Annotated in this window: 16 protein-coding genes; 11 read left to right on the top strand and 5 right to left on the bottom strand. The window is 41.5% G+C overall.

All coding sequences use genetic code 11. The annotated features are described in order from the left end of the window. Positions 1 to 4 precede the first annotated feature (4 nt). The gene (gene rnpA, locus PHAL_RS0121095) at positions 5 to 430 is read right to left on the bottom strand and encodes a ribonuclease P protein component (RefSeq protein ID WP_016710423.1); all 426 of its coding nucleotides are present in this window, start codon (positions 428 to 430) and stop codon (positions 5 to 7) included. A gap of 7 nt (positions 431 to 437) precedes the next feature. Beyond that, the gene (rpmH, locus tag PHAL_RS0121090) at positions 438 to 572 is read right to left on the bottom strand and encodes a 50S ribosomal protein L34 (RefSeq protein WP_004335215.1); all 135 of its coding nucleotides are present in this window, start codon (positions 570 to 572) and stop codon (positions 438 to 440) included. 507 nt (positions 573 to 1,079) lie between these two features. Between rpmH and dnaA the strand changes: the two genes are divergently transcribed. The 7 genes from dnaA (at position 1,080) to PHAL_RS0121055 (ending at position 10,755) form a co-directional block, all read left to right on the top strand. Further along, positions 1,080 to 2,474, top strand: a complete 1,395-nt coding sequence (gene dnaA / locus PHAL_RS0121085; protein ID WP_029216280.1) for a chromosomal replication initiator protein DnaA — start codon at positions 1,080 to 1,082, stop codon at positions 2,472 to 2,474. A gap of 13 nt (positions 2,475 to 2,487) precedes the next feature. Next, positions 2,488 to 3,591, top strand: coding sequence for a DNA polymerase III subunit beta (gene dnaN, locus PHAL_RS0121080; RefSeq protein ID WP_016710422.1), 1,104 nt, complete (start codon positions 2,488 to 2,490; stop codon positions 3,589 to 3,591). A gap of 6 nt (positions 3,592 to 3,597) precedes the next feature. Beyond that, on the top strand, positions 3,598 to 4,692 hold the full coding sequence (recF, locus tag PHAL_RS0121075) for a DNA replication/repair protein RecF (RefSeq protein WP_016710421.1): 1,095 nt from the start codon (positions 3,598 to 3,600) through the stop codon (positions 4,690 to 4,692). 12 nt (positions 4,693 to 4,704) lie between these two features. Continuing rightward, positions 4,705 to 7,131 (top strand): DNA topoisomerase (ATP-hydrolyzing) subunit B, encoded by a 2,427-nt coding sequence (gene gyrB, locus PHAL_RS0121070; RefSeq protein WP_016710420.1) that lies wholly within the window; start codon positions 4,705 to 4,707, stop codon positions 7,129 to 7,131. 142 nt (positions 7,132 to 7,273) lie between these two features. After that, positions 7,274 to 8,173 carry a glycine--tRNA ligase subunit alpha gene (gene glyQ, locus PHAL_RS0121065; protein ID WP_016710419.1) on the top strand — a complete coding sequence of 300 codons (900 nt, stop codon included), beginning with the start codon at positions 7,274 to 7,276 and terminating at the stop codon, positions 8,171 to 8,173. A 2-nt stretch (positions 8,174 to 8,175) separates the two neighbouring features. Further along, on the top strand, positions 8,176 to 10,245 hold the full coding sequence (glyS, locus tag PHAL_RS0121060; protein ID WP_016710418.1) for a glycine--tRNA ligase subunit beta: 2,070 nt from the start codon (positions 8,176 to 8,178) through the stop codon (positions 10,243 to 10,245). A 60-nt stretch (positions 10,246 to 10,305) separates the two neighbouring features. After that, complete coding sequence (locus PHAL_RS0121055) at positions 10,306 to 10,755, top strand: hypothetical protein (RefSeq protein ID WP_016710417.1); 450 nt, start codon at positions 10,306 to 10,308, stop codon at positions 10,753 to 10,755. A 281-nt stretch (positions 10,756 to 11,036) separates the two neighbouring features. On the opposite strand, the gene tusA is transcribed toward PHAL_RS0121055, so the two are convergent. The 3 genes from tusA to fadB all read right to left on the bottom strand — a co-directional run bounded on the left by tusA (position 11,037) and on the right by fadB (position 14,812). Continuing rightward, positions 11,037 to 11,276: a sulfurtransferase TusA gene (gene tusA, locus PHAL_RS0121050; RefSeq protein ID WP_016710416.1), complete on the bottom strand. Its 240-nt coding sequence runs from the start codon at positions 11,274 to 11,276 to the stop codon at positions 11,037 to 11,039. A 202-nt stretch (positions 11,277 to 11,478) separates the two neighbouring features. Further along, on the bottom strand, positions 11,479 to 12,648 hold the full coding sequence (fadA, locus tag PHAL_RS0121045) for an acetyl-CoA C-acyltransferase FadA (protein WP_016710415.1): 1,170 nt from the start codon (positions 12,646 to 12,648) through the stop codon (positions 11,479 to 11,481). 4 nt (positions 12,649 to 12,652) lie between these two features. Then, a complete protein-coding gene (fadB, locus tag PHAL_RS0121040) occupies positions 12,653 to 14,812 on the bottom strand; it encodes a fatty acid oxidation complex subunit alpha FadB (RefSeq protein ID WP_016710414.1) in 2,160 nt (719 codons plus the stop codon). A gap of 193 nt (positions 14,813 to 15,005) precedes the next feature. Between fadB and PHAL_RS0121035 the strand changes: the two genes are divergently transcribed. From PHAL_RS0121035 to PHAL_RS0121020, 4 genes are all read left to right on the top strand, one after another. Further along, positions 15,006 to 16,892 (top strand): transglycosylase SLT domain-containing protein, encoded by a 1,887-nt coding sequence (locus PHAL_RS0121035; protein WP_016710413.1) that lies wholly within the window; start codon positions 15,006 to 15,008, stop codon positions 16,890 to 16,892. Positions 16,893 to 16,997: 105 nt separating this feature from the next. Beyond that, complete coding sequence (pepQ, locus tag PHAL_RS0121030) at positions 16,998 to 18,320, top strand: Xaa-Pro dipeptidase (protein WP_016710412.1); 1,323 nt, start codon at positions 16,998 to 17,000, stop codon at positions 18,318 to 18,320. 58 nt (positions 18,321 to 18,378) lie between these two features. Then, a complete protein-coding gene (locus tag PHAL_RS0121025; RefSeq protein ID WP_016710411.1) occupies positions 18,379 to 18,993 on the top strand; it encodes a YigZ family protein in 615 nt (204 codons plus the stop codon). Between the two features lie 51 nt (positions 18,994 to 19,044). Beyond that, positions 19,045 to 20,496: a TrkH family potassium uptake protein gene (locus tag PHAL_RS0121020; RefSeq protein ID WP_016710410.1), complete on the top strand. Its 1,452-nt coding sequence runs from the start codon at positions 19,045 to 19,047 to the stop codon at positions 20,494 to 20,496. The last annotated feature ends 58 nt before the right edge of the window (positions 20,497 to 20,554 follow it).

The following is a 20,554-nucleotide window of genomic DNA, read 5'->3' as shown; positions in this document are numbered from 1 at the left end:
ATTGCTATTGGCTTTGTTTATTGGATTTCGCCGATTTGTTAGGGCGTTTTTTAAAAGGTGGTGGTTTAGGCGCACCAGGTTTACAGCGCTCGTTAATTTTACGCCACAATTTAGTGAGTTGTTTGGTTAGCTCTTCATTTGATTGTTCATCAATGCCGCTTTTAACCATTAGTACAATATCTATATTATCAATGGTGTGTTGATTTAAACGAAAACTTTCGCGAGCAAGACGTTTAATACGATTTCGTTGGCAAGCTTTTTTAACTCGTTTTTTAGCGACAGTCAGTCCTAAGCGAGGTTTTGCTTGGTCATTCGGTTTTGCTAATAAGGTAAAGAAAGGAGTTGCGGCCCGAGCGGGTTCATTAAAGATACGAGAGTAATGCGAGGGAGTTAACAGACGTAACTCCCTGCCAAAGTTAAAGTCTTCCACTTATATATTAAGCAGAAAGAACTTTACGGCCTTTAGCGCGGCGACGAGCTAATACTTTACGGCCATTTACAGTTGCCATGCGAGCACGGAAACCGTGAGCACGTTTGCGTTTTAAAACGCTAGGTTGAAAAGTTCTTTTCATAACAATTCCATCCGATCGGTTAAAGGTTAAAACATCCTATGCAGGTCGCGATCCTGGCACAGGTGCCATTGCGAGCGCGAGATATTATCGATGAAGCACCTTAAAGTCAACCATAATCGCATTTATAATAGAGAAGGACTAATAGATGGTGTTGTGGGATCTGCTAGGATCCTTATATTTAAGAAGTTTTCCACAGGCACTGTATAGAAAGTGCATAAAAGCTTGGGGTAACTAAAATAGATCACATATTTTGATCGCGATCCAAGCCCTTTTTTGCTATGATCATGCTTTCTGGTTAAAAATAATTATTGTTAAAAATCAGTGTTTTGGTTGTTTTTTCTGGCGAGATCATATTTTTCAAAAAAATCAATCTTGTACTTGTGGATAAAGTGCATTCATAATACTCGGTCTTGGGTTAATAAATTGCCTAAATAATAGTAATAAATGTATGATTTTCCATCATTTAAGATGAACGGGAATAAATACTAAATCTTTGGGAGTTTAACTGTGTATCTGTCGGTTTGGCAAAGTTGTTTATATGTATTGCAAGATGAATTGCCTTCGCAGCAATTCAGTATGTGGGTAAGACCACTACAAGCAGAAAGTACCGAAGATACCCTGACGATTTACGCACCTAATCGTTTTGTACTCGATTGGGTCAGAGAAAAGTACTTAAACCGCATAAATGAGTTACTTGTTGAAATATGTAAAGATGAAGCACCAGAGTTAAGATTTGATGTTGGTAGTAAGCCCATCTTAAATACACAAGTAGCTGCACCATCAGGAGCTAGTGTATCAACACCAACAAATCAGTCTGCTGCTAATAAACAGCAATCTAAAGAAGCTAAAGTTGCCGTTGAGCCTGCGCCTAAGTCTGGTTATAAGTCAAACATCAAAGAAAACTATACCTTTGATAGTTTTGTTGAAGGTAAGTCTAACCAGCTAGCAAAAGCTGCGGCTACACAAGTTGCTGACAATCCAGGTGCAGCCTTTAATCCCGTATTTATTTACGGTGGTACTGGTTTAGGTAAAACGCACTTACTGCATGCCGTTGGTAATGGCATTATGGCAAACAAGCCAGATGCCAAAATTGTTTACATGCATTCAGAGCGCTTTGTACAGGATATGGTAAAAGCGCTGCAAAACAATGCCATTGAAGAATTTAAACGTTATTACCGCAGTGTTGATGCGCTAATGATCGATGATATTCAATTTTTTGCTAATAAAGAGCGTTCTCAAGAAGAGTTCTTTCATACTTTCAACGCGTTACTTGAAGGTAACCAGCAGATTATTTTAACCTCAGATCGTTACCCAAAAGAAATTGAAGGGGTTGAAGATCGCCTTAAATCACGGTTTGGTTGGGGTTTAACCATTGCTATTGAGCCGCCAGAGCTCGAAACGCGCGTAGCTATTTTGATGAAAAAAGCCCAGCAGAGTAAAATTAATTTACCTCATGAAGTGGCTTTTTTTATCGCAAAGAAATTACGTTCAAATGTGCGTGAATTAGAAGGCGCACTTAATCGTGTAATCGCTAATGCAAACTTTACTGGCAGACCAATCTCTATCGATTTTGTAAAAGAAGCACTACGTGACTTACTTGCATTGCAAGATAAGTTGGTCACTATAGATAATATTCAGCGTACAGTAGCAGAGTATTATCGTATTCGTGTTTCTGACTTACTATCAAAGCGTCGTAGCCGCTCTATCGCAAGGCCACGTCAAGTTGCCATGGCATTATCTAAAGAGCTTACCAACCATAGCTTACCAGAGATTGGGGACGCCTTCGGTGGCCGTGACCACACCACAGTATTACATGCGTGCAGAAAAATTAAATCACTACGTGATGAAAGTCATGAAGTGAAAGAAGATTATCAAAACCTAATAAGAACATTGTCATCTTAGGGCTGACTTTATTATGCAAATAACTATATCAAGAGAACAATTTTTAAAACCTTTGATGCAAGTGTCGGGTGCAATTGAGCGCAAACACACCTTGCCAATTTTATCTAACGTTTTGTTAGAGGTTGAAAACGGTGAGCTTTCAATGACAGGCACAGACCTTGAAATTGAACTTGTCGCAAAGGTTTTTGTTGGCGATGATACCGCCGATGCTAAATTGACTTTGCCCGCTAAAAAATTACTCGATATTTGTAAAAGTCTACCAGACGGTTCAGATTTAACATTGAGCAGCCAAGATCATCAATTATTATTGACCAGCGGTAAGAGTCGCTTTTCATTAACTACACTTGCTGCTGAAGATTTCCCTAACCTTGAACAATGGGATGGCGAAGTCGAATTTCAGCTGACACGTTTAGAACTACGTAAGTTATTAGAAAGCACTCATTTCTCAATGGCAAATCAAGACGTACGCTATTACTTAAATGGTATGTCATTTGAAATTGATAATGCAGACATTAAAACAGTGGCTACTGATGGTCACCGTTTAGCTATTGCGCAAAAACAATTACCACAGTCATTAAGTGCCCAGCGCCAGCTGATTATTCCTCGCAAAGGTGTGCAAGAAATAATGCGTTTGATGGTTGCTGACGATGAGTTGGTGACAATACAATTTGGCGCAAATCATATTCGAATTATTGATACAGAATTCACTTTCACCAGTAAATTGGTTGATGGCCGTTTCCCTGACTATCGCCGTGTGTTGCCGCGTGGTGGTGATAAAGTGATCACCGCTAATCGTGAGTGGTTACGTAGTGCATTTCAGCGGGTATCTATTTTATCAAATGAAAAGTTTAGAGGTGTACGCTTAAACTTATCGAATGGTTTGTTAAAAATTACTGCTAATAACCCAGAGCAAGAACAAGCTGAAGAAGTGGTTGAAGTTAATTACCAAGGTGATGATTTAGAAATTGGTTTTAACGTATCGTATGTTTTAGATGTGTTAAATACATTAAAAACAGAAGACGTTTTATTTACACTTGCTGATTCAAATAGTAGTGCGTTAATAGAAGGTGCTGGCGATGAAGAAGCTATGTACGTTGTTATGCCAATGCGCTTATAAGGCATTATGAGTTTAAGTCATTTGAGCCTCAATAATTTTCGTAATATTGAGGCGATCACTGTAGAGCCGGTGAATGGTATTAATGTAATTTATGGTGAAAATGGCAGTGGCAAAACCAGCCTTTTAGAGGCGATTTATTATCTTTCTCATGGCAAGTCTTTTCGTACATTAAAGCACAAAAGCATCATTCAACATCATAAAGAAAAATTTACCATTCACGGACGCAAGTCTCTTTATAATTTATCGATACCCATCGGTATCAGTAAAACAATAAACGGCGAGACTGAATTAAAAATACAGGGTAATTCTAGCCGCCGAGTGTCTGAGCTTGCTCAGTTAATGCCAGTGCAAGTTATCACCCCTGAAAGTTATTCATTATTTTTTGGTGGCCCTAAAGAACGGCGCAAGTTTTTAGATTTAGGGTTGTTCCACGTGGAACAAGACTTTTTTTACCTGTGGCAATCTTTTAATAAAGTTTTAAAGCAGCGTAACGCATTATTAAAAAGTAAGCCTAAGAATTATTTTGACCAAATTAAGTTTTGGGATAAAGAATTTGTTAGACTGGCAGAACAAATAAATAATTTACGAATTGCGTATATAAGTAGGTTTAAGCGGCAGTTTTTTGATAAAATGTGTGCAGAATTAACGCTTATACGCGATTTAGAAATAAGTTTTCATGCGGGTTGGAAAGAGAGTGAATCTCTAACTGAGGCTCTTGAGCAAAGTTTTGAGCGCGATAGTCGCCAAGGTTTTACTAGTAAAGGCCCGCATAAGGCAGATTTCAGTTTTAGTGTCGCTGGCAACAGTGTGGAAAATACCTTTTCACGCGGCCAATTGAAACTATTGCTTTATGCGTTAAAAGTAACGCAAAATAGTTTGATTGAGTCAGAGACAGAAAAGCAATCAATATTGCTAATAGATGATTTACCTTCAGAGCTAGGGGAAGATACTAAAGAGAAAGTAGGGCAGCTTTTGTCGCACTGCAACTCTCAAATATTTATCTCTGCGATCGAATCTGAAAGTATTTCTGCTGTGGTGGAACCCATGCAACGAGAACTACAAATGTTCCACGTGAAACATGGCAACCTAATAACAAGATAAGTGGGATTAACCATGTCTGAGAATTACGATTCGTCGAGTATTAAAGTACTAAAAGGATTAGACGCAGTAAGAAAGCGTCCTGGAATGTATATAGGGGACACCGATGATGGCACAGGCTTGCACCACATGGTGTTTGAGGTCGTTGATAACTCTATTGATGAAGCCTTAGCAGGCCACTGTGATGATATCTATGTCACTATTCATTTAGATGGTTCAGTTTCTGTAAGAGATAACGGCCGTGGGATTCCTACTTCAATTCATGAAGAAGAAGGCGTCTCAGCTGCAGAAGTAATCATGACGGTACTGCATGCCGGTGGTAAATTTGATGATAACTCTTACAAAGTATCTGGTGGCTTACACGGTGTTGGTGTTTCAGTTGTAAACGCGCTTTCAGAAAAGTTAAAGCTAACTATTCGTCGTGAAGGCAAGTTACATGAACAGTTTTACACTATGGGTGTGCCAGATGCACCACTTGCAGTAATTGGTGACTCTGAAACTACAGGTACCGAAATACGCTTTTGGCCAAGTGGCGAAACATTTACAAATCTTGATTTCCATTACGATATTTTAGCTAAGCGTTTACGTGAACTATCATTCCTAAATTCAGGAGTGAGTATCATTTTAAATGATGAGCGTGAAGAGAATAAAAGCGACCACTTCAAATATGAAGGGGGTATTCGTGCTTTCGTTGAATACTTAAACCGAAATAAAACACCTGTCCATAAAGGTGTATTCCACTTTACCCACGAGCGTGAAGAAGATGGGATTAGTGTTGAAGTATCCATGCAGTGGAATGATGCCTTCCAAGAAAACATTTACTGTTTTACTAATAATATTCCACAACGTGATGGTGGTACTCACTTAGCCGGTTTTAGATCTGCGCTAACACGTACATTAAACACTTATATGGAAAAAGAAGGCTTTAACAAAAAAGCTAAAACAACCAGTAATGCCACAGGCGATGATGCTCGCGAAGGCTTAACTGCGGTTGTAAGTGTTAAAGTGCCAGATCCTAAGTTCTCATCACAAACTAAAGATAAGCTAGTATCTAGTGAAGTTAAGTCTGCTGTAGAACAAGCAATGGCTGAGAAATTCACTGAGTTTTTATTAGAAAACCCATTAGATGCGAAAATCGTTGTCGGCAAAATTATCGATGCTGCACGTGCCCGTGAAGCTGCTCGTAAAGCACGTGAAATGACACGTCGTAAAGGTGCGATGGATTTAGCAGGTCTACCAGGTAAACTTGCTGACTGCCAAGAAAAAGATCCAGCACTATCTGAACTATACATAGTGGAGGGTGACTCAGCTGGCGGTTCTGCCAAGCAGGGTCGTAATCGTAAAAATCAGGCGATTTTGCCGCTTAAAGGTAAAATTCTAAACGTTGAAAAAGCACGTTTTGATAAAATGCTTTCTTCACAAGAAGTCGCGACTTTAATTACAGCATTAGGCTGTGGTATCGGCCGTGATGAGTATAACCCTGAAAAATTACGTTATCATCGCATCATAATCATGACCGATGCTGACGTCGATGGTTCGCATATTCGTACGCTATTATTGACCTTCTTCTATCGTCAAATGCCAGAAATTGTCGAGCGTGGTTATATTTATATTGCTCAGCCTCCGCTTTATAAAGTGAAAAAAGGCAAGCAAGAGCGTTATATTAAAGATGATCCTGCATTAGTAGATTACCTTACGTCTTTAGCGCTAAATGGCGCAGCTCTTTACACTAGTGCTGACGCATCAGCCTTAGAAGGTGAAGCGCTTGAAAGTATTGTTCATGATTATCAAAATACAGTTAAAGTTATTGAGCGCTTAAAACGCAAGTACCCGAACACGGTGATGGAGCGTTTAATTTATCAAAGTGAGCTAACAGAAGCTGACTTAGCTGATGAAGAAAAAGTAATTGCTTGGACTAAAGATCTTGTTGATGATTTAGTTAAACGTGATGAAGATGCCACAATATTTGCTGCTGCAACAGAGCATGATACTGAGCGTAACTTATATTACCCAGTAGTGAATATACGCCAGCATGGTGTGGACAAAGCGCATGTATTAAGCCATGACTTTATCTCGTCTCGTGATTACAAGCGTATTGCAGTCACAGGCACTAATATTGCGAATATCTTAAGCGAAGGTGCTTATATCCAACGTGGTGAAAAGACCTTAGCTGTTGATAACTTTGTGGACGCATTGGAATGGTTAATCGCTGAATCTAAGCGTGGCCTCTATATCCAACGCTATAAAGGACTGGGTGAGATGAACCCTGATCAATTGTGGGAAACAACCATGGACCCATCAGCTCGTCGTATGCTGCAGGTTACTATTGAAGATGCAGTTGGTGCAGACCAGTTATTCGCAACCTTAATGGGTGACCAAGTAGAGCCACGTCGTGACTTTATCGAAACTAACGCACTGCGTGTTGTTAATTTAGACGTATAATAATTACAGCGTTATATAAAAGGAGCCAAATGGCTCCTTTTTTATTGGCTGCAATTGCACAAACTGCTTAAAACATGACTACGCACAAGGTATACTGAGGGTAATTTTCACGCTACATCACAGCAGATACTAAAAGCCAAATATGCAAAAATATGACGTTAAAACCTTTCAAGGTTTGATCCTGGCTTTACAGGATTACTGGGCACAGCAAGGCTGTGTCATTATTCAGCCACTTGATATGGAAGTTGGCGCGGGTACATTCCATCCACAAACATTTTTGAAGTCGATTGGCCCAGAGCCGATGTCAAGCGCGTACGTGCAACCATGCCGACGTCCTACCGATGGTCGCTATGGTGAAAACCCAAATAGACTGCAGCACTACTATCAGTTCCAGGTTGTATTGAAACCATCGCCAGATAACATCCAGGAGCTATATTTAGGCTCTTTAGCGGCAGTGGGGATTGATACCCTTACGGATGAGGTTCGCTTCGTAGAAGATAACTGGGAGTCGCCTACGTTAGGTGCATGGGGACTTGGTTGGGAGATCTGGCTAAATGGCATGGAAGTAACTCAGTTTACTTATTTCCAGCAAGTGGGTGGTTTAGAGTGTTCACCGGTAACTGGTGAAATTACTTATGGACTAGAGCGCCTAGCTATGTACATTCAAGGCGTAGACAGTATTTACGATCTTGTCTGGGCAGACGGCCCAATGGGTCGCGTAACGTATGGTGATGTTTTCCACCAAAACGAAGTAGAGCAATCGACTTATAACTTTGAACACGCAAATGTTGAAGACCTTTTTGCACAGTTTGATAAATGTGAAGCTGAGAGCCAAAAGCTAATTGAAGCTGGCTTACCGTTACCTGCCTACGAGCAAGTAATGAAAGCATCGCATGCATTTAACTTATTGGATGCTCGTCACGCAATCTCAGTGACAGAACGCCAACGTTATATATTACGTGTTCGTGCATTATCAAAAGCATGTGCACAAAGTTATTATGATGCTCGCGAAGCGCTTGGCTTCCCGCTTTGTAAGGATTAAACATGTCAGCACAAAATTTATTAGTAGAAATTGGCACCGAAGAGTTGCCACCAAAAGCGCTACGAAAACTTGCAGAAGCATTTGCAGAAAACCTTAGTTCAGAACTTGAAAGCTTAGAGTTGGCTCACCAAGGTGTGAAATGGTATGCATCACCACGTCGCTTAGGTTTGCAAGTCACAGCACTTGCAGCAAAGCAACAAGATAAAGAAGTTGAAAAACGTGGTCCTGCAACAAAAGCTGCATTTGATAGCGAAGGTAACCCGACAAAAGCGGCAATGGGCTGGGCGCGTGGTTGCGGTATCGAGGTGAGTGAAGCGCAAACCCTGGAAACAGATAAAGGTGCATGGCTATTACATATTGCAAAAGTAGCAGGGCAAGAAACAACAGCGCTACTGAATGATGTCGTCAATAAAGCTCTTGCTAAATTACCTATTCCTAAACCAATGCGTTGGGGCGCGAATAAAACACAATTTATTCGCCCAGTTCATACCGCAACAATTTTGTTTGGCGATAAGCTAATCGAAGGCGAGGTGCTAGGTAAAACTATTAGTAATCAACTGCAAGGTCATCGTTTTCATCACCCAGAAAAAGTGACTATTAACCATGCTGATGATGTATTTTCAGTGCTTAAATCGGCCTACGTTATTGCAGATTACTCGACTCGTAAAGCACAAATTCGCAGCCAAATTGAAGCCGCAGCCAAAGCTGTTGATGCAGTGGTTGCAATGGATGAAGATTTACTTGAAGAAGTAACGTCTTTAGTGGAGTGGCCAGTGACACTGACGGCGACATTTGAAGAAGCCTTTTTAGATGTACCAGCTGAAGCGCTGATCTACACCATGAAAGATGACCAAAAATACTTCCCGTTACTTGACCAAGACGGCAAGCTACTTAACAAGTTTTTGTTTGTTTCAAATATCGAAAGCAAAAACCCAAGTGTAGTTATCGCGGGTAACGAAAAAGTTGTACGTCCACGTTTAGCCGATGCGCAGTTCTTCTTTGAAACTGATAAAAAGAAAACCTTAGAAAGCCGTTTAGAATCGCTTGATAGCGTATTGTTCCAGCAGCAGCTTGGTACGCTAAAAGATAAGTCTGAGCGTATTGCTGCACTTGCGGGTTACATTGCTGAGCAACTAGGTGCCGATAAAGCGCTTGCCGAGCGAGCGGGCTTACTTAGCAAAACAGACTTGATGACCGAAATGGTCATGGAATTTACCGATGTTCAGGGTGTGATGGGCATGCACTACGCGCGCCATGATGGTGAAGCAGAAGACGTAGCCATTGCGCAAAATGAACAATACATGCCACGCTTTGCAGGCGACAGCTTACCAACAAACTTGATCAGCTGTGCGGTTGCAATCGCCGATAAGTTTGACACCTTGGTGGGTATTTTTGGCATTGGCCAAGCACCAAAAGGTGATAAAGATCCGTTTGCACTTCGTCGTGCTGCAATTGGTGCGTTACGTATCATGGTAGAGAAAGAGCTACCATTAGATATCCTCGATCTGGTTGCTAAGTCACAAAGCCTGTTTGGCGATAAGCTTACTAACTTAAATGTATCAACAGATGTATTTGAGTTTATGTTAGGTCGCTTCCGTGCTTGGTATCAAGATGAAGGCATTGAGGTTGACGTAATTCAAGCTGTACTTGCGCGACGCCCAACCAAGCCTGTAGATTTTGACCGTCGTGTTAAAGCAGTGAGCCACTTCCGTACATTAGACGCCGCAGAAGCACTTGCAGCAGCTAATAAGCGTGTAAGTAATATTCTTGCTAAGAATGACATTACCAGCCAAGGTACTGTAGAGCAGAGCTTATTGAGCGATGATGCTGAAAAAGTATTAGCGTCGCAAGTTGCTAAATTTGCCACCGAACTTGCACCACTGTATGCCGCCGGCGATTATCAAGAAGCGCTTGCACAATTAGCGGGTATCCGCGAAAGTGTCGATAACTTCTTTGATAATGTAATGGTAATGGCTGACAATGAAGCTGTTAAGCAAAACCGCTTGGCGTTGCTCAGTCAATTAAGTGGCTTATTTTTAGATATTGCTGATATTTCTGTATTACAGAAGTAAGTTCAGCTTAGCTTAAAAAGCCAGCAACTATGCTGGCTTTTTTGTATTAGAGGTTAACCTATGAAACGTATTTTAACGCTTGCGGTAGTTAGCTTATTAACTGCATGTTCGAGTCAAATTCAACTCCCAAGTATTGACGATGTATTGCCTAGCAAAGAGCTTGATAAAACCATGTACTTACGCGGCGATTTCACCTTATGGGATGCAGAGCCACAATATCAGTTTGAGCAAGTTGCACCAGCAATTTACCAAGCCAATGTAAAGTTCTCAACGCCAGGTAAAGTATACGAATTTAAAATTGCCGATGCCGATTTTAGTGAAGGCTATAACTGTGGCTTCAGTGAAGTCGACCCTGCAGGGCAGTCATTAGTACTTGGCCAAGCCGCCATCGCCGACTGTAATACCATCTATAATTACTTCAGCTTCACCCCAGCGATCAAAGGCAGCTACATCGTCAGCATCGATTATCAGAATTACGATAAACCGAAAGTGACGATAACTAAAAAATAGCTGTAAGCGATAAGCCGTCAGCTTTCAGTTGCCCGAGAGAACTTATAGATTTGTGACAAGGACGTTAGAATGAGTATTAAGCAATGGAATGAAGAAGTGATTACGATGGTCGTGGTGATATTAGCGGCCCTCAATTATTACAAGCATATATGACTTTATTTGGAATAAACCTAGTGACCTTCGATTACTACTTGAGTTTAATAAGCTTAACTAATAAATTTTCTGATATCTGATATCTGATATCTGATAGCTGATAGCTGATAGCTGATAGCTGATAGCTATTACAACCCTTTTTTCACCAAATACCGATACGGCGCTGCATCTACTTCTTTGGCTATTAATGTGTGATCCATAAAGCGGCAGAAGCTGGGGATGTCGCGGGTGGTGGATGGGTCGTCGGCGATGATGAGTAAGGTTTCGCCTTCTGCCATTTTACGTACTGCGCCGCGGATCATCATGACAGGCTCTGGGCAGCGTAGGCCGATGGCGTCTAATTGGTGATCGGGGTTATCAAAACTCATGGCGGTGACCTTTATTAAAATGGCGCTAAGCGATTAATTTAAGGCTGCTAGTTTAACGGCCTAACCGCAATAAATAAAGTCACATCACCAATGCTACTCCAGCCATAAAAATATATTTGCAAAAACATATAAAAAAGCCACGTTGATTTATAAATCAACGTGGCTTTTTATCACCAAGAGTTGGTTACGTTTCTAAAGTTAATCAGTCTTGAACACGCTCAAATACGGTTGCGATGCCTTGGCCTAAACCAATACACATAGTCGCTAAACCATATTTTGCGTTTTTGTCTTCCATTAAGTGAATAAGTGACGTGCTGATACGCGAGCCTGAACAACCCAGTGGGTGACCAAGGGCGATTGCGCCGCCGTTCAGGTTCACTTTTTCATCAACCACATCAGCAAGACCTAAGTCTTTTAATACCGGTAGTGATTGTGCTGCAAACGCTTCATTAAGCTCAGCTACGTCGATGTCATCAATGGTGATACCTGCTTGTGCCAAGGCTTTTTTACTTGCAGGTACTGGGCCGTAACCCATGATTGATGGATCGCAACCAGCTACCGCCATTGCCTTAACGCGGGCACGAATTGGTAAGCCTATTGCTTTGGCTTTTTCTTCGCTCATTACTAACATCGCCGAAGCGCCATCAGAAAGTGCAGAAGAAGTACCCGCAGTTACAGACCCGGATGCTGGGTTAAACACAGGGCGAAGCTGTGACAAGCCTTCTACGGTTGTTTCTGGGCGAATGACTTCGTCATCTTCAACTAAAATCAGTGAGCCGTCTGCGTCATGACCTTCCATTGCGAGGATTTCGCGGCGGAAGCGGCCTTCAACCGTGGCTGCATGGGCGCGTTGGTGCGAACGATAGGCAAATTGGTCTTGCTGCTCACGGCTAATACCATGAATTGTTGCAAGGTATTCTGCAGTTAACCCCATAGAACCGGATGCTTGTGCAATTGAAGTAGCAAGGCCTGGGTGAAAGTCGTTACCGTGCGTCATAGGTACGTGACCCATGTGCTCAACACCGCCAATAAGGTAAGTATCGCCAGCGCCGGTCATAATTGCGCGAGCAGCATCATGCAAGGCTTGCATTGATGAACCACATAAGCGATTTACTGTTACCGCAGGCACGGTATGCGGAATGCCTGCAAGCAGTGCGGCATTACGAGCAACGTTAAAACCTTGCTCTAACGTTTGTTGCACGCAACCCCAATAAATATCGTCAATCGATGCTGGATCAACGGCTGGGTTACGATCAAGGAGGCCCTTCATTAAGTGGGCACTTAAATCTTCAGCACGCTTATTTTTAAATACACCGCCTTTAGAGCGGCCCATTGGCGTGCGGATACAATCTACAATTACAGGAGTATTCATGGTCTTATCCTTCCACCTTATAGAAAACACGGCCTTCTTCAGCCCATTTACGAGTTTGCTCAGATACTTGGTAAATCGCACCTAGGTGAGCATATTTGTCTGCTGTTGCAACAAAATTAGCTAGTCCAGTTTGATCTAAGTAACGGAACGCACCGCCTCTAAATGGAGGGAAACCAATACCGTAAATAAGCGCCATATCAGCTTCTTGTGGTGAGGCAATAATGTTCTCTTGTAAACAAAGCAGTACTTCGTTGATCATTGGTACCATACAGCGGTCGATAATTTCTTGTTTATCGAACTCTTTTGGCGCATCAGTGATAGAACTAAGTAGTTCAACAGCTTGTGGATCTTGGGCTTTTTTCAAGCGGCCACGTCTGTCTGGTGCATATTGATAGAAACCTGCTTTGTTCTTCTGACCAAAGCGTTTTTCGTTGGCGAATACAGTCACAGGGTCTTTTTCTTGACGAGACATACGCTCAGGGAAACCATCAGCCATAACGCCAGTACAATGGTAAGCCGTATCAATACCTACAACATCAAGTAAGTAGGCAGGGCCCATTGGCCAGCCAAATACGTTTTCCATGACTTTATCTACTTTGGCAAAATCAGCGCCTTCAACAACTAATTTACTAAAGCCTGCAAAGTAAGGGAATAAAACGCGGTTTACAAAGAAGCCTGGGCAGTCGTTTACAACAATTGGCGACTTACCTAGTTTTAAGGCGTAATCAACTACGGCATTAATTGTTTGCTCTGAAGTTTTCTCGCCACGGATAATTTCAACTAGTGGCATTTTAGGCACTGGGTTAAAGAAGTGCATACCACAGAAGTTTTCAGGTTTTTCAAGGGCTGTTGCTAGCTCGTCAATACGAATCGTTGACGTGTTAGAAGTTAAAATAGTGCCCGCTGGCATATCTTTTTCAAGACCGGCTAAAACTGCTTGCTTCACTTTAGGGTTTTCAACCACGGCTTCTACAATGATATCTGCACTTTGTAAGTCGCTATCATTAAGGGTTGGTTTAATTTTTCCTAACGTGGCAACCATTTTCTCCATTGCCATATGACCGCGCTGTACTTTTTGGCCTAATAGCTTAGATGCTTCACCCATACCTAAATCAAGTGCATCTTGTTGGATGTCTTTCATTATGATTGGTGTGCCTTTATAGGCAGATTGGTAAGCGATACCGCCGCCCATAATACCTGCGCCAAGAACAGCGGCTTGTTTTATTTCTAAATCACTGGTTTTAGCAGACTTACGTGCTTTACCCTTGATGTATTGATCAGCAAGGAAGATACCTGTTTGTGCGGCAGCTTCTGGAGTACGAGCAAGTTTAGCAAAATTAGCATTTTCGATTGCCATTGCTTCCGCGCGTCCACAGTTAGCTGCTGCTTTAATAGTGCGAACCGCCATGATCGGAGCAGGATAGTGGCCTTTGGTTTTACCCATTACCATACCTTCAGCCATTGCAAAGCTCATACCTTGCTCAACGCGGTTTAATTTAAGTGGCTGCAGCTTAACATTACGTTTGGCTTGCCAATCTAGCTTGCCAGCAATTGCTAATTCAAGTGTTGAAATACCTGAGTCTAAAAGTTTGTCAGCACTAACTACCGCATCAACAGCACCTACTTTAAGAGCATCAGCAGCGCGGTTTTCTGCACCAGAGGTGATCCAAAGCATGGCATTATCGGCACCAACGATGCGTGGTAAGCGAACTGTGCCACCAAAACCAGGCATAATGCCTAGTTTTACTTCTGGAAGGCCAATTTTAGCTGTAGAGCTTGCAACGCGATAATCGGTAGCAAGTACCCACTCACATCCGCCACCAAGTGCTAAGCCATTTATTGCGCTTAAAGTTGGGAATGGTAAATCTTCTAATGCGTCAAATACATCTGTGGCATCTTTGATCCAGGTTACTAATTCAGTTTCTGGTTTAGTAAACGTTGGTAAAAATTCGAAAATATCGGCGCCAATAATAAAGTGCTCTTTATCACTGGTAAAAATCATGCCTTTGATATCAGTATTTGCTGCTAATTCTTTTAATGCAGAGGCGCAATCTTTCAAGGTTTGCTGAGACAAAGTGTTGACAGAGCCGGCAACACAAAACTTGAACTCGGCGATATTATCCTTGATGAAAGCAACTTCAAAGGAATCGCTTTTATATAACATTATTATTCTCCCTAGTTAGTGAACTAAGACTGGTACGATGAGTTTGCATTTCAATCAGTGTGCTTGCTTTAAATTAAAATTGCAACGAAAAATTTACTCACCAAGCTTTCTACTGGTTAAAATATAGCTTGTTTGGTGCTAAGGTGTAGGAGAAGTGTTTGTCTTTTATTTACCTTTGAATATTAAGGTCATCATGAAAAAACAATTTTTAAGCTTTGCGGCAGCTGCATTATTATTTCCTTTATTTTCTGCCGACGCTAATACAGAGCATGACGCATTTTTAGATGCGGAGAAAACAGCTAGATATGGAAGTTATCAAGAGTTTAAGGACGCTGTTGAAAAACTGGATCACCCACTAAAGCCTTATGTTGAAAAAGTTTACTGGCAACGCCATCCAGATATTGAGCATCAATCAGAGATTGAACGCTATTTAACTATTTATCAAAATACACCATTAGAGTGGCCTGTGCGTAAAGCATGGTTGCAGAACCTGCAAAAGAAAAAACGTAAAGCGGCTTTTATTAATAATTACCGTGAAACCTCCAACAGTGAATTGACCTGTACGTTTTTACAATACCAGCTTGATTTAGGCGCCCCTGAAAAAGCGATTATGAATCAAGTGACAGAGCTCTGGACTGTAGGTAAGTCGCAACCAGAAGAATGTGACCCTTTATTTAGTATTTGGCGTAAAAAAGGCCATATGAGTCAAGAGTTGATTTGGCAACGTATTACCTTATCGGCACAAGGGGGATCACAAAGTTTACTACCGTATTTAAAAACACTATTGCCCAAGAATGAGCAATACTTAGCTGATTTTTATCGCAAAGTACGCAGTGATCCGAGCGCTGCTGCGGGTATGTACCGTTATAAAAATAAAACAGTGAAAGAAGGCGAAATTGCCCATTACGGCATTAAGCGGTTAATTTGGCGAGATAAAACGTTAGCGCTCAAAGCCTGGGAAAAGCTAGATAAGATGTTTGCTTATTCTGATGAGCAAAAAGCCGATGTGTATTATACATTTGCGTTGGCCTTGGCATCGAGCGGTCATGCAGAGGCGCGCTTTTGGCTCAATAAAGTCCCCAAAGATCGCCAAGACCGTAAATTGATGCAGTGGCAATTGGGTAATATGCTGAAAACCCAAGATTGGTCTGGCATTGTGGCGTTTTTTACCGGCAAAGAGAACTTGAGTCTTGGCCAACAATATTGGTTGGCATACAGTTTAGAGCAACGTGGTGATAGTGAACGCGCTAAAGTGATTTGGCAAACAGTAGCAAAAGAGCGTGACTATTATGGCTTTTTGGCCGCTGCGCGATTGGGATTACCTGTCGAGCTTAATAACCAGCCATTACTTGTCAGTGATAAGTTAGTTGACGAAGTTGCACAGGCACCCGGTTTTAAGCGAGCAAAAGCTATGTATGAACTTGAACGTTTTACTTCCGCGCGCAGAGAATGGAACTATTTAACTCGCACCTCAAGCGAAGAAGAAAAACTTGCAGCATCTAAGCTCGCTGCAGAATTAGATTGGTACGACAGCACTATTTATACCTTGGCGCAAATTAAAGCATGGGACTATGTAGAGTTACGCTTTCCGTTCGCTTTTCAAGATTTGTTTGAGCGTTACAGCAAGCGCAATCATATTGATGTAACTTGGAGTATTGCTATTTCGCGCCGTGAAAGCTCTTTTGCACCTGATGCGCGCTCTCACGCGAATGCTCGTGGTCTAATGCAATTACTGCCAAGTACAGCAAAGTATGTAAATAAAGGCACGGTCTCGAGTAAGCGGCTGAATCAACCGCAAACAAATATTCGCTTAGGTACTGAGTATTTAGAATACTTGAAAAAGAAGAATCAGGGGAATGAGATCCTAGCAACGGCTTCCTATAATGCAGGTTATCATAGAATTAAAAAATGGTTACCTGATGAGGCTATGCCCGCTGAATTATGGATAGAATTAATACCGTATCGTGAAACGCGTGAGTACGTAAAAAATGTCTATGCTTATCGGCAGGTTTACCATACTCGAATGGGTCGTGAGGGGAATATTTTGGCGCCAATATTGGATATGAAAATGGGTGGTTAGGAATATACATCAGCACTGGCAGGTGCTTTAACGTATCTGCGTTTAGGTATATATGAGTCTATGATAGACTCTCGTATAAGTTAAATTTTAACAGATGGGTATACTATGGATAAATTAGCCGTTTCATACGCCGAACATATTGCAACACTGCAACAGCGTACTCGCACTATTATTGATCGTGAAGGTTTAGAGGGTTTAGTGATCCACTCAGGGCAAGCTAAGCGCCAGTTTTTAGACGACATGTATTATCCGTTCAAAGTTAACCCGCATTTTAAAGCTTGGTTACCTGTAATAGATAACCCGCATTGTTGGGTTGTAGTGAATGGTAGTGATAAACCAAAACTTATATTTTATCGTCCGGTTGATTTTTGGCACAAAGTACCTGATGAGCCTCGCGAGTTTTGGGCTGACTATTTTGATATTGAATTGTTGCTCAAGCCTGATCAGGTAGAAAAGTTATTACCTTACGATAAAGAGAAATTCGCCTATATTGGTGAGTATTTAGAAGTTGCTCAAGCACTGGGCTTTAGTGTTATGAATCCAGAGCCGGTTCTTAATTACTTTAATTACCACCGTGCGTATAAAACGCAATACGAGCTTGAATGTTTGCGACAAGCTAACCGTATTGCCGTAGATGGTCATAAAGCCGCTCGCGATACATTCTTTAATGGGGGATCTGAGTTTGATATTCAGCAAGCCTATTTAATCGCAACACGCCAAAGTGAAAATGAAATGCCGTATGGCAATATTGTCGCACTTAATGAAAATTGCGCGATTTTACATTACACCCACTTTGAGCCGAAAGTACCACAAACGCATCATTCATTTTTAATTGACGCTGGTGCTAATTTTAATGGCTACGCTGCTGATATTACGCGTACTTATGATTTTAAAAAGTCTGGCGAGTTTGCTGAATTAATTGCAGCTATGACGCAACATCAAATTGCTTTAGGTAAAGCGTTAAAACCAGGATTGCTTTACGGCGAGTTACATTTAGATTGCCATCAGCGTGTTGCACAAGTTCTGAGTGATTTTAATATTGTTAAGTTACCAGCGGCAGAAATTGTGGAACGCGGTATTACTTCTACTTTCTTCCCGCATGGACTTGGCCACCATTTAGGGCTGCAAGTGCATGATATGGGTGGCTTTATGGCTGACGAGAAAGGCACTCATCAAGCGCCACCAGAAGGACACCCTTTCTTGCGTTGCACTCGTTTAATTGAGAAAAACCAAGTGTTTACGATTGAGCCAGGATTATACTTTATCGATTCATTATTGGGTGACTTAGCGCAAACCGACAACAAGCAGTTCATTAATTGGGAAAAAGTCGAAGCGTTCAAACCATTTGGCGGTATTCGAATCGAAGATAACATCATCGTTCACGAAGATAGCCTTGAAAATATGACGCGTGATCTGGCATTAGATTGATCATAAGTCAGAGTTAGAATTGGGGCCTGCCGGCCCCATTTTTGTATAAGTATATAAAATGTCTGAATATAACTACCCCGCAGCCCCAGTTTTTTATCAAGAAGAGATAAAAAAAAGCACGTTTATTGTGCATATTGCGCACACGCCTGATTTAGCGTCAGCCAAAGCGTTTATTCGTGAAATTGAAAATAAATACAGTGATGCTCGTCATAATTGTTGGGCACATGTTGCTGGTAATCCTGGCGGTAGCCATGTTTATGGCTTTTCTGATGATGGTGAGCCTAATGGTACGGCAGGCAAACCTATGCTTAACGTATTAATTGGTTCTGGGCTTGGGGAAGTAACCGCCGTTGTAACGCGTTATTTTGGTGGTATAAAACTGGGCACTGGAGGTCTAGTAAGAGCATACGGTGGCTCATTGAATAATGCACTGACACAGTTAACAACAACGGTAAAAGTACCGAGTGTTGAGTTGATTGGTTATAGTGATTACAGTATTCAAGGAGCAATTGAACAATTATTAAAAACACAATTCCAAGTTCTTAATATAGAAAAGCAATTTACTGCTAATATTGAATGGATGATCACCATTGATAGTCGTCAAGCTGCGCAAGCTATTAAAGATATTTATGATTTGAGCCATGGCGCAGTTGAGTTAAGTATTAAACAGTAAGACAATAACCATACATCAGAACGATTAACTAATAATAAAAGCGATAGCTACATGCAATTTCGTACCATCATTAAAATTCTTGGCCAACTAGTTGTCTTATTTAGTATTACTATGGTGCCACCGGCAGTTGTCTCGCTAGTTTATAAAGATGGTGGCGGTGTGCCTTTTGTATTGGCGTTTATTTTCAGCGTTATTATTGGCTTAGCTGCTTATTATCCTAATCGACAAGAACATGGTGATTTAAAAGCGCGGGAAGGCTTTTTAATCGTAGTGTTATTTTGGTTAGTACTTGGTGCATTCGCCTCCTTACCACTAATTTTTTTACAAGAACCTAATTTATCCTTAGCCGATGCTGTATTTGAGGCTTTTTCTGGTTTAACCACAACCGGTGCGACAGTGCTTACAGGGATTGAGTACCTTCCCAAATCAGTCTTGTTTTATCGTCAGCAACTGCAATGGTTTGGCGGTATGGGGATAATCGTGCTAGCCGTTGCTATTTTGCCTATGCTTGGTGTTGGTGGTATGCAGTTATATCGCGCCGAAATACCGGGCCCAGTTAAAGATTCTAAAATGACCCCACGCATAGCCGACACAGCTAAACACCTTTGGTATATCTACGTGTCGTTAACCATTGCATGTACACTGGCATATTGGGCGGCAGGAATGGACTGGTTTGACGCAATTTGCCATTCATTTTCGACAGTCGCGATTGGTGGGTTCTCTACCTATGATGCATCAATAGGGCATTTTGACAGCCCGTTAATTAACTTTATTTGTGTGGTTTTTTTGATTATTGCGGCGGTTAACTTTTCTTTGCACTATGCAGCAGTATCAAGTCGCAATCTGCGCGTATATTTACGTGACCCTGAATTTAAGGTGTTCTTGTTTATTCAATTAGCATTGGTTGTCGTGTGCTTTACTGTTTTATCATCGAATAACATCTATGCCGATGGTGACGAAACACTGGACCAAGCACTATTTCAAGCTGTGTCTATCAGCACAACAGCAGGCTTTGCAACAGATACTTTTTCAGCTTGGCCGTTGTTCTTACCAATCCTGCTGATATTTTCTAGCTTTATAGGTGGTTGCGCAGGCTCTACCGGTGGTGGTATGAAAGTAGTGCGAGTGTTTTTACTTTATCTTCAAGGGGTGCGTGAGCTTAACCGTCTTGTCCATCCTCGTGCTATCTATTCAATAAAACTGGGGCGTAAGGCCTTACCAGATAAAGTTGTTGAGGCCGTTTGGGGGTTTTTCTCCGCCTATGCGTTGGTATTTGTGATCATCATGCTGGCATTAATGGGCACCGGAATGGACAACATTACGGCATTCTCAGCCACCGCAGCTTGTTTAAATAACTTAGGTCCAGGCCTTGGTGATGTTGCAGCACACTATGGTGCAATAAGTGATGGGGCTAAATGGTTATTAACTATTGCTATGGTATTTGGCCGGTTAGAGATATTTACTTTGTTAGTGTTATTTACACCAACATTCTGGCGTGGCTGATCAGTACTTAAGCTTATCGCTTTAAATTTTATATCGGTTATTATTTATCTTAAATTAC

This window comes from Pseudoalteromonas haloplanktis ATCC 14393, from assembly GCF_000238355.1.
Lineage (GTDB): Bacteria > Pseudomonadota > Gammaproteobacteria > Enterobacterales > Alteromonadaceae > Pseudoalteromonas > Pseudoalteromonas haloplanktis.
Note: the sequence above shows the minus strand (reverse complement) of the source record. Positions and strands in the feature narration are given on the sequence as shown.